This is a genomic window from Inquilinus sp. (assembly GCF_057815775.1).
In genome coordinates this window covers 1-10,387 of record NZ_JBYRFX010000481.1, presented here as the reverse complement: position 1 = coordinate 10,387, position 10,387 = coordinate 1, and the positions used below count along the sequence as shown (strand labels likewise).

General features: G+C 64.7%; 8 protein-coding genes. 2 read left to right on the top strand and 6 right to left on the bottom strand.

From position 1 onward, the window contains the following. Both AC3XYG_RS17120 and AC3XYG_RS17115 read left to right on the top strand, forming a co-directional pair. A partial coding sequence (locus AC3XYG_RS17120) for a beta strand repeat-containing protein (protein WP_489141058.1) occupies window positions 1–2,582 on the top strand: 2,582 nt, incomplete at its 5' end. A gap of 132 nt (window positions 2,583–2,714) precedes the next feature. Beyond that, the gene (locus tag AC3XYG_RS17115) at window positions 2,715–3,878 is read left to right on the top strand and encodes an MFS transporter (protein WP_489141057.1); all 1,164 of its coding nucleotides are present in this window, start codon (window positions 2,715–2,717) and stop codon (window positions 3,876–3,878) included. Window positions 3,879–4,040: 162 nt separating this feature from the next. Here AC3XYG_RS17115 and AC3XYG_RS17110 read toward each other — a convergent pair whose 3' ends face one another. The 6 genes from AC3XYG_RS17110 to efeB all read right to left on the bottom strand — a co-directional run. After that, window positions 4,041–4,808 carry an ABC transporter permease gene (locus AC3XYG_RS17110; RefSeq protein WP_489141056.1) on the bottom strand — a complete coding sequence of 256 codons (768 nt, stop codon included), beginning with the start codon at window positions 4,806–4,808 and terminating at the stop codon, window positions 4,041–4,043. Further along, window positions 4,805–5,728 (bottom strand): ABC transporter ATP-binding protein, encoded by a 924-nt coding sequence (locus AC3XYG_RS17105; protein WP_489141055.1) that lies wholly within the window; start codon window positions 5,726–5,728, stop codon window positions 4,805–4,807. Before AC3XYG_RS17105 ends, AC3XYG_RS17110 begins: the two co-directional genes overlap by 4 nt. Beyond that, on the bottom strand, window positions 5,725–6,888 hold the full coding sequence (locus AC3XYG_RS17100; RefSeq protein ID WP_489141054.1) for an ABC transporter permease: 1,164 nt from the start codon (window positions 6,886–6,888) through the stop codon (window positions 5,725–5,727). Before AC3XYG_RS17100 ends, AC3XYG_RS17105 begins: the two co-directional genes overlap by 4 nt. Window positions 6,889–7,057: 169 nt before the next feature. Continuing rightward, window positions 7,058–7,987 carry a glycine betaine ABC transporter substrate-binding protein OsmF gene (gene osmF, locus AC3XYG_RS17095; RefSeq protein ID WP_489141053.1) on the bottom strand — a complete coding sequence of 310 codons (930 nt, stop codon included), beginning with the start codon at window positions 7,985–7,987 and terminating at the stop codon, window positions 7,058–7,060. Window positions 7,988–8,285: 298 nt separating this feature from the next. Next, complete coding sequence (gene efeO / locus AC3XYG_RS17090; protein WP_489141052.1) at window positions 8,286–9,110, bottom strand: iron uptake system protein EfeO; 825 nt, start codon at window positions 9,108–9,110, stop codon at window positions 8,286–8,288. A gap of 56 nt (window positions 9,111–9,166) precedes the next feature. Continuing rightward, window positions 9,167–10,387, bottom strand: a 1,221-nt coding sequence (efeB, locus tag AC3XYG_RS17085) for an iron uptake transporter deferrochelatase/peroxidase subunit (protein ID WP_489141051.1), incomplete at its 5' end; no start/stop codon positions are given.

The window sequence follows — 10,387 nt, the reverse complement described above, 5'->3', positions numbered from 1 at the left end:
TGAAGTTCTCGCTCGGCGCCCAAGTCGAGAACCTGCTGCTGACCGGGGCGGCCGCGATCAGCGGCGTCGGCCACTCGCTGAACAACACCATCACCGGCAATGCCGGGGCGAACACGCTGCAAGGCGGCGCCGGCGACGACCATTTGATTGGCGGGGCTGGGGCCGACCATCTGCAGGGCGGTCTCGGTAACGATCTTTACGAGGTCGACAGCGCCGGCGACGTGGTGACGGAGGCACTGGGCGACGGCATCGACACGATCCGCTCGTCGGCGACGTTTTCGCTCGGAGCGAATGTCGAGAACCTCGAACTGACCGGAATTGCCAACAACGGCTTCGGCAACTCGTTGAACAACATCATCACCGGCAACGCCAGCGCCAACACGCTGATCGGTGGCGGCGGTGACGACGTGCTAATTGGCGGTGCTGGGGCGGATCGGCTGCAGGGCGGTATCGGTAACGACGTCTACGAGGCCGACAACACTGGCGACTTAGTGATAGAGGCGGCAGGCCAGGGGATCGACACTGTTCGGTCCTCGATGACGATCTTGTTGGGCGCGAATGTAGAAAATTTGGCACTGACCGGAGTGGCCGATATCAACGGCTTCGGCAATCTACTCAACAACACCATGACCGGTAATGCCGGGGCCAATATTCTCGTCGGCGGCCTTGGCGACGACCTGCTGATTGGCGGAGCCGGAAATGACACCTATGACGTCGATTCGGTAGGTGACCGGGTTGTGGAGGCAGCTAGTGAGGGCATCGACACTGTCCGGTCCTCGGGAACATTTTCGCTGGGTGCAAATGTTGAGAATTTGGTATTAACCGGAACTGCGGCTACCAATGGCTTCGGTAACTCGCTTGCCAACACCATCACTGGCAATGCTGCGGCAAACACTCTGATTGGCGGCCTCGGAAACGATGTGCTGATCGGTGGAGCTGGAAACGACACCTATGTCGTTGAGTCTGGTGGGGACCGGGTGGTGGAGGCCATAGGCGGCGGCCTTGATACAGTAATAGCTAATACAACGGTCACCCTTAGTGCGAATGTCGAGAATCTGACTCTAACCGTTCGAGGTTGGGGCACAGGTAATGAGCTCGACAATATAATTACAGGAAGCTCCGGGGATGATGTTCTTTCCGGCAAGGATGGTGCAGATATTATCATCGCTGGTAATGGTCAAGATTATCTGGATGGGGGAAACGGTGCCGATCATCTCTATGGCGGGGCAGGAGATGATACTATTTATGTCAAATACGGCGAAAATTTTCAATATGAATACTATGATGGCGGAGAGGGAGACGATATATTTCAATTGCCTTCCAATTTAGGAAGTGCCGATTCAATTAACATATCGGCTCTACAATTCAAAAATATTGAGATTTTGGAAAGCGTTTCTGGAAATATATATATTAGTACCTCACAAATTACTGAATTTAAATCCGGCAGGGCGGTTAGCATTCATTTTGTAGATAATGGAAACATCGATATCTCTAATTCGTCGTTGCATGTGGGGGGGTATTATCTAGCCGACTCAGGGAATAGTTTTACTCTTCGATCTGGCAATGTTGATGGTGGTAAGGGGAACGATTTTATCGTTGTGACGCAAGGCCTTAGTCCAGGACGGGTTGAAGTATTGCGTGGCAACGACGGCAATGACCATATCGTCGGCGGCAGTTCTTCCGATGAAGTGTATGGCGGCTCTGGTGACGACATCGTGGATGGCGGGGCGGGTGACGATTGGCTCTATGACGGACTTGGGTTCGATAAAATGAGCGGCAGCGATGGTAACGATTACTTGGTTGCGCGCGATACAGAAATGCAAGAGGGAGAGATATTCAGCGGTGGGGCTGGATCAGATTCGTTAATTATAAACGCTTCGAATTCTAATAGTAAAATAGATCTTGAATTTTATACTTTTTCTGGAATAGAATTTTTGAATAGCTGGGTTTATAAGACTTACATTTCATCTAGTATGTTAAGTACTTTTCAAGGAGTAAAGGCAAATGAACTATATATTGAAGATGCAGGGGCAATTGATTTTTCAGATTTATATGCATCAAATATTGGGATTGCCAAAATATTCCTTTCGGCGCAAGGAAATTCATTGAATCTTTCAAATTTGCTGAATGACGGCAGCCTCAACTTTGTTGTCCAGGGCGGAGCTGGAGCTGATACAATTTTAGGCGGATTTAGTGGTAATGATCTCCGTGGGGGAGATGGTAATGATATTCTTGCAGGCGGCGCAGGTCAGGACTATCTGGCTGGTGATCACGGGAATGATATTCTAACTGGTGGAGGAAGCTCTGACTATTTTGATTTTTTGAGCGTGGCCGACGGCAATGACACAATCACCGATTTTAGTCCCGGTAGTGACCTAATTCTTTTGCGAGGAATGCTGCATGGCACTTTTGCCTATCGTGGTGGAGGTGCATTTACGGCGACTGGAAACACCGAGGTTCGATTCGATGCCGGTAAGGTTTTTGTCGATGTCGACGGCAATGGTGCAGCGGACATTACAATTAAGCTGGTGGGCATCACCGCAGCGTCCCAGCTGCATATAGGAGATTTTTGGATCTCCTAACATCCGCCGCAGGGCGCGGGGATCGGAACTCGTGCCCCGCATTTCCCGAATGCTGCATTGCAGCATTCGTATGACAATTCGGGACGGTAAGCGCGCATCCTACGGGGAATTCCCGTCACCCGGATTCCCCCTATGCCGCTGCCGCTCTTTGCCCTGGCCGTCGCCGCGTTCGGCATCGGCACCACCGAATTCGTCATCATGGGCCTGCTGCCCGATGTGGCGCGCGATCTCGGCGTGTCGATCCCGGCGGCGGGCATGCTGGTCTCCGGCTATGCGCTCAGCGTCACCATCGGCGCGCCGATCGTCGCCATCCTGACGGCAAAGCTGCCGCGCAAGATGACGCTGATGGGGCTGATGGGCGTGTTCATCCTGGGCAACCTGATGTGCGCCCTGGCGCCGGGCTACTGGACGCTGATGGCTGCGCGGGTGCTGACCGCGCTGTGCCACGGCGCCTTCTTCGGCATCGGCGCCGTCGTCGCATCCAACCTGGTGCCGCGGCACCAGCGGTCGCGCGCCATCGCGCTGATGTTCTCCGGCCTCACCTTGGCCAATGTGCTGGGCGTGCCGTTCGGCACCTGGCTGGGCCACGCCGCCGGCTGGCGCGCCACCTTCGGCGCCATCGTGCCGATCGGCATCGCCGCCGCCATCGCCCTCGCCGTGGTGCTGCCGCGCGACCGCGAGGCGCCGGCGGGTAGCCTGCTCAGCGAATTCTCGGTGCTGCGCAAGCCGCAGGTGCTGCTGGCCATGGCGCTCAGCGTGCTGTCCTCGGTCAGCCTGTTCAGCATCTTCACCTACATCACCCCGATCCTGGAGACCGTCTCCGGCCTCACGCCGCAGGGCGTCACCACGGCGCTGCTGCTGTTCGGCGTCGGCATCACGCTGGGCAACCTGTTCGGTGGCCGGCTGGCCGACTGGAAGCTGATGCCGGCCGTCATGGCCAGCTTCGCGGCGCTGGCGGTGATCTGTACCGTGTTCGGCCTGGCCGCACCGATGATGGTGCCCGCGGTGGTCGCCATGGTGCTGTGGGGCGTGGTCCAGTTCAGCCTTGGCGCGCCGCTGCAGACCCGGGTGGTGGACCAGGCGCATGAGGCGCCGAACCTGGCCTCGACCCTGAACCAGGGCGCCTTCAACCTGGGCAATGCCGCCGGCGCCTCGCTCGGCGGCGGCGCCATCGCGCTCGGCGCCCCCTACGGCCAGTTGCCCTATGTCGGCGCCGCGATCGCCGTGGTCGGGCTCGGCGTCGCCGTGCTGTCCTTCGCCATGGAAAAGCGCAGCCGGGCGCCGGCCCTGGCCTGAGCCGCGGCTTCCGGCTCTAAGAGGCCGTTTGGAAACGTGGTGGCGTGAGTCCGGCTGGTGGTGGTTTCGAGACCCGGCGCGCAGCGGACATGGTCGTCCGTGAGCACCGGAAGCGCAGAAGCCGCCATCAGTCGGCCGCGCCGGCGCGTTTCCAAATGGTCTCTACGCCCGCTTCCAGCGCTGCAGTGACTCGGCCAGGCGGCCGAGGGCGAGGTCGGCCAGCACCGCCAGGGTGCCGACCACCAGCGCGCCCTGGATGACATAGGCCAGGTTGTTGCCGTTCAGCCCGACGATGATCGGCGTGCCCAGGGTCTGGGCGCCGACGGTCGAGGCGATCGCCGCGGTGCCGATGTTGATGGTGACCGAGGTGCGGATGCCGGCCATGATCACCGGCGCCGCCAGCGGCAATTCCACCGACCACAGCCGCCGCGCCGGGCCCATGCCCAGGCCCTCCGCCGCGTCGCGCGCCGCCACGGGCACCTGTTCCAGCCCGGCGATGGTGTTTTCGACGATCGGCAGCAGGCCGTACAGCGACAGGGCGATCAGCGCCGGCCCGGCGCCGAAGCCCAGCACCGGCACCGCGATGGCCAGCACCGCCACCGGCGGAAAGGTCTGGCCCATCGTCGTGATGGTCTCGACCACGCCGCGGAACTCGGCGCCGGCGGGCCGGGTGACGAAAATGCCGGCGGCGATGGCGATCACGGCGGCGATCGCGCTCGAGGCCGTCACCAGGGTGACATGGGCCAGCACCAGCGCCGCGAAGCTGTCGGCCTCGTAGAATGGCCGTTCCAGCTGCGGGAACCAGGCGGCAAACAGCGGCTTGGTCAGCGGCAACCCGAACACCAGGGCGGCGAAACCGACCGCCAGCCACAGCAGCGGGTCGCGCCAGGGCCGCCAGCCGGGCCGGGCCGGGGCCAGGGCCGTGTTCATGCCCGCACCAGGTCGTCGAGATACAGGGCGCCCAGCGGCTTGCCGTCCGCCGCCGTCACCGGCGCCCGGTCGGTCTTGCGGGCGACCAGGATCGACAGCGCCGTGCGCAGCGACGCCTCGCCCGGGATCGGCGCCCCCTCCACCGTCTCGCCGGGCCGCACCCGGTGCGCCGCGGTCTCGATCGCCAGCAGCTTCAGGCCCAAATCGTCGCGGCCGATGAAGTCGCGCACGAAGTCGTTGGCCGGGGCGGTCAGGATCTCGCGCGGGCTGCCCAGCTGGATCAGCCGGCCGCGGTCGAGGATGGCGATCTGGGTTGCCAGCCGCAGCGCCTCGTCCATGTCATGGGTGACGAAGACGATGGTCTTGCCGGTTTCGCGGTGGATGCGCGCCATCTCGGCCTGCAGCGCGTCGCGGGTGATCGGGTCCAGCGCGCCGAAGGGCTCGTCCATCAGCAGCACCTCGGGGTCGGCCGCCAGGGCGCGGGCGACGCCGACCCGCTGCTGCTGCCCGCCGGACAGCTGGTGCGGGTATTTGCTCACGAAGCGCGGGTCCAGCTTCAGCAGTGCCAGCAGCGCCTGGACCCGCTCGTCGATCTTGGCCTGGGACCAGCCCAGCAGGGTCGGCACCGCGGCGATGTTGCGGGCCACCGTCCAATGCGGGAACAGGCCGATCGACTGGATGGCGTAGCCCATGCGCCGGCGCAGCGCCTCGACCGGGATGCTCTCCACATCCGCGCCGTCCAGCCGGATCGAGCCGGAGGAATGCGGGATCAGCCGGTTGATCATCCGCAGGCTGGTCGATTTGCCGGAACCGGAGGAGCCGATCAGGGCGCAGAAGGCACCCTGCGGGATGGTCAGGGTCAGGTCGTCGACCGCGGTGATGCCGTCGAACACTTTGCTGACATGGTCGAATTCGATCATGCGGCTCTCCCGGGCGAAGACGGGCCCTGCAATGCGGCGACCAGGGTGCGGAACAGCCCGTCGACCACCACCGCCATCAGGATGATCGGCAGGGCGCCGAGCAGGACGAGGTCGAGGGCGTTGGCGAACAGCCCCTGGAACATGATGGCGCCCAGGCCGCCGGCGCCGATCAGCGCCGCCACCGCGGCCAGGCCGATCGACTGGATCAGGGTGATGCGCAGCCCCGACAGGAACAGCGGCAGGGCCAGCGGCACCTCGACCTTGCGGAAGATCTGGTTCCGGGTCATGCCGATGCCGCGGGCGGCGTCGATCACGCCGGCATCGACCTGGTCCAGCCCGGCGGTGGTGTTGCGGGCGATCGGCAGCAGCGAATAGAGGCACAGCGCGATCACCGCCGGGGCCATGCCGACACCGCTGATGCCGAGCCAGGGCGCCGCGCCGGCCAGCGCCGACAAGGGGGCGATCAGCAGGCCGAACAGGGCGATCGACGGCACGGTCTGGATGATGCCGAGGATCGAGAAGATCGGCCCGCGCGCACCGGCGGAGCGATGGGCGGTGATGCCCAGCGGCACGCCGATCAGCAGCGTCGGCACCAGCGCCGATCCCACCAGCACCAGGTGGCGCAGCACCTGCGGCTCGAACACGCCGTGCTGCTGCGTGTATTCCTTCATCAGCGACAGCTGGTCGAGCGCGCCCGTGGCGATCAGTAGCGCGACCGGCACCGCCAGCAGCAGCGCGCCGCCCAGCCGGGCCACCGGCGGCAGCTTCAGGCAGCGGCCGGCATCCGCGGCGGCCAGCAGGGCGGTCAGCGCCAGCAGCCAGAACCCGGCGCCCAGCGAGGTGCGGGCCGATGGGCGGCCGGCGGCGGCCAGCACCGCGGCCTGGTCGCCGGCCAGCCAGATCAGGACCACGGCCAGGCCGATGCCGAACAGCGCCTGTCCCGCCAGCACCGGCCGCGACGGCGCGGCGAAGGCGCCTGCCAGCAGCAGGGCGGCCACGGCGATCACCGCCGGTCCCCAAGGGCCGGACAGGTCGAGCGCCATGATCGGCTGGCCGGACAGCAGGCGGTTGGGCGCATGGGTCAGGATCGGCAGCGCCAGCACCCCGGCCAGGGCGACCGCGCCCAGCACCAGCAGCACCCGGTTGCGGATAATGGTCATGATGGGCTCGCGGGGATGTGTCCCGTAGGTTGGGTTCGCCGCGGCGAACCCAACACCACGCCACCGGTCCGGCTGACCGATGTTGGGTTCGCGAACCGCGAACCCAACCTACGCGGTCTCGCGACGGGAGAGGCCAAGTCCGGGCCGATGGCGACAGGCATTCGGCTGCTTACTTCACGAAGCCCTTGGACTTCAGGTACTCGGCCGCGACCTGCTGCGGGTCCTCGCCGTCGACGGCGATCTTGCCGTTCAGCTCCTGCAGGGTCTTGAGGTCGAGCGAGGCGAAGACCGGGGCCAGCGCGTCCTTGATCTTCGGGTTCTTGGCCAGGACGTCGGCGCGGATGGTCGCCGCCGGCTCATAGACGATCTGGGCGCCCTTGCTGTCGTCCATCACGACCAGCCCGACCGAGGAGATGGCGCCGTCGGTTCCGTAGACCATGGCGGTGTTGACGCCGGAGGTCTGCTCCGCCGCCGCACGGATTGTCGCCGCGGTGTCGCCGCCGGCCAGGGTGATGATCTGGTCCTGCTTCAGCTTGAAGCCGTAGGTCGACTGGAACGAGGGCAGGGCCGCCGGGCTCTCGACGAACTCGGCCGAGGCGGCCAGCTTGACCTCACCGCCGCCATTCACCCATTTCGAGAAATCCTCGAGCGTCTTCAGCTTGTTGCTGTCGGCCACTTCCTGCCGCACGGCCAGTGCCCAGGTGTTGTTCGCCGGCGCCGGGGTCAGCCAGATGATCTTGTTCTGCGCCTCGTCCAGCTGCTTGACCTTGTCGTAGCCGGAGGCGGCGTTCTTCCAGGCCGGATCGGTGTCGACGTTGAAGAAGAAGGCACCGTTGCCGGTGTATTCGGGATAGACGTCGATCTCGCCGGCCAGGAGGGCGCTGCGCACGATCTTGGTGGTGCCCAGCTGCAGCTTGTTCTCGGTGGCGATGCCGTTGGCATCCAGCACCTGGAGGATGATGCTGCCCAGCAGGCGGCCCTCGGTGTCGATCTTCGACCCGACGCGGACCGCGTCGGCGGCCATGGCGCCGGTCGCGGCCAGCAGGCCGGCGCCGAGCATGGCTGCGGCCAGGATGCGCTTGAAGGGGGGACGGGTCATGACGCTTCTGCCTTCTCTGTTCGGGACCGGACGGTATCGAGGGTCGGGCACCCTTCTGGCCGGGCGCCCCTTCTACCTGATGTCCGCCGGTTGGATTGTCTCGGGTGCGGCAGGGACGCAGCTTAAATGGCGCTGCGAGAACGTCAATTCGGGATCAAAAATCGATTAAAAACTGTGGAATTAAGATGCGCGCATAGTGTCGCGAAACGGCGTCACCCCGGCGGTCGTCGAGGCGAAGCAGACGTCGGCAGGCCCTGTCATTGCCGGCCGGGGCCGGCAATGACAGGATGCAGTAACCTCAGCTCAGGCCGAGCGTGCCGCGCAGCTGCGACAGGTCTTCGGCCAGGGTGGTGACCGGGCCCTTCAGCGCGTTGCGGTCGGCATCGGTGACCTTGTCGTAGGTCTCGAAGCCGCCATCCTTGGTCTTGTACTTCGCCAGGATGGTGTCGACCGTCTTGAAGTTGGCGTCGACCTTGGTCAGCAGGGCCTTATCGCTCTTCTCCAGAATCGGGCGCAGCAGGTCGACGATCTTCTTGGCGCCATCGACATTGGCCTGGAAGTCGTACAGGTCGGTGTGGCTGTAGCGGTCTTCCTCGCCCGAGATCTTGGTCGCCGCGACCTCTTCGATCAGCGCGGCGGCGCCACCAACGACCTTGTCCGGCGGGGTGGTCAGCGCCTTGATCCGGCCCTGCAGGTCGGTCACGTCGGCCAGCAGCTTGTCGGCGATCGGGCCCAGCCCGTCGGTCGACTTCTGGTCGAACAGGCCGTATTCGATGCGGTGGAAGCCGGTGAAGCCGGGATCCTGCTCCTTCTTGTCATGATCGTCGGCGCGGGAATCGATGCTGCCGTCCAGGTCGCTGAACAGCTCGGCGATCGGCTCGATCCGCTCGTAGAAGACGCGGCTCGGCGCGTACAGGGCCTGGGCCTTCTTCAGGTCGCCGGCCTTCACCGCCGCGGTGAATTCGCGGGTGTGGGCGACCAGCTGGTCGACCTCGCCGGTGACGTAGATCTTGTACTGGGCGATCGGCTCGACCAGGTCCAGCGGCGACGGCGGGGCGGCCATGGCGCCGGCGGCGGCGAGCAGGGCGGCGGTGCTGATGCCGAGAGTCAGAATGCGTTTCATGTGCAGTCTCCGATGATGATGATGCTTGCCTCCGGAAGCTGGGGTGCCGGCTCGGCTTACGCCGATGCCAGCAGGGCCTGGCCCAGATACCCGTCCTTGTCCGGAACCCCCGGCAAAGTGAAGAAATAGCCGCCGCCGGTCGGCTTGATGTATTCCTCCAGCGGTTCTCCGTTCAGCCGGTCCTGCACGGCGATGAAGCCGGCCTTCAGGCTGGACTGGAAGCAGATGAACAGGAGGCCCATGTCCAGCTGCCCCGATTTCGTGACCCCGCGCGAATAGTTGAACGGCCGGCGTAGGATCAGGTTGTTCTTCGCGGCGGTCGGGTTGCGCGGGTTGGCCAGCCGGATATGGGCGTCCAGCGGCATCACCTTGCCCTCGGGATCGCCCGAATAATCCGGCACCTCGTGCTCTTCCGTCAGCCCCAGCGCGGCGCCGGAGGCCTTGTCGCGGCCGATGATCGTCTGCTGCTCCTGCAGCGGCGTGCGGTCCCAGCGCTCGACGAAATTGCGGATGATGCGCACCACCTGGTAGGCGCCGCCGACGGTCCAAGCCGGTTCCGGCGTGCCCGGGCGGATCCAGACCAGCTCATCCATCGCCACCGCATCGGTCGGGTCGGGGTTGGCGGTGCCGTCCTTGAAGCCCAGCAGGTTGCGCGCCGTTTCCTTCTTTTTGCCGGCATTGGCGGTCGAGGCCGGCAGGAACCCGTCCAGCTTCCAGCGCAGGCCCAGCAGGTCCGGCGTCGCCTTCACAACCGCGCGCAGGGCGTGGATGTTCGCCTCAGGCGTGTTGGCGCAGAACTGCAGCAGCAGGTCGCCGTGGCAGGTCTCGGGGTCCAGGGAATCGTTGGTGAAGCTGGTCATGGTGACCAGCTCCAGCGGCTTGGCCTTGGCCAGGCCGAAGCGCTGGTCGAACAGCGACGCGCCGACCGCGACGGTGACGGTCAGATTATCAGGCACGATCACCGGGCCCAGCACGCCGGAATCGGCGGGCGGGAATTTCGGGTCCAGCTCCGGCGGGGTGCCGCCGCCCATCAGGAAGGCGATGCGCTCGGTCAGGGTGCGGAACAGCCGCTCCAGCTCCGGCCTGGTGGTGGCCAGGATATCGAAGGCGGCGATCAGCCCGGCGGCAGGGGCGGGGGTGACGATGCCGGCCTGGTGCACGCCGAGGAAGGGCTGCGACTGCTGCGCCTCACCGGCGTCGCGGCCGGGCGGCTGCTGCTGCGACTGGGCGGCGGCCGGCGCTGCCGCGCCCAGGGCGCCCAGCGCGGCGCCGCCGGC

Bases quoted from the DNA above. Each gene is read 5' to 3' on its own strand.
- AC3XYG_RS17105 (WP_489141055.1), bottom strand. From the start codon at position 5,728: ATGATCGAATTCGACCATGTCAGCAAAGTGTTCGACGGCATCACCGCG.
- AC3XYG_RS17110 (WP_489141056.1), bottom strand. From the start codon at position 4,808: ATGAACACGGCCCTGGCCCCGGCCCGGCCCGGCTGGCGGCCCTGGCGC.
- osmF (WP_489141053.1), bottom strand. From the start codon at position 7,987: ATGACCCGTCCCCCCTTCAAGCGCATCCTGGCCGCAGCCATGCTCGGC.
- efeO (WP_489141052.1), bottom strand. From the start codon at position 9,110: ATGAAACGCATTCTGACTCTCGGCATCAGCACCGCCGCCCTGCTCGCC.
- AC3XYG_RS17100 (WP_489141054.1), bottom strand. From the start codon at position 6,888: ATGACCATTATCCGCAACCGGGTGCTGCTGGTGCTGGGCGCGGTCGCC.
- AC3XYG_RS17115 (WP_489141057.1), top strand. From the start codon at position 2,715: ATGCCGCTGCCGCTCTTTGCCCTGGCCGTCGCCGCGTTCGGCATCGGC.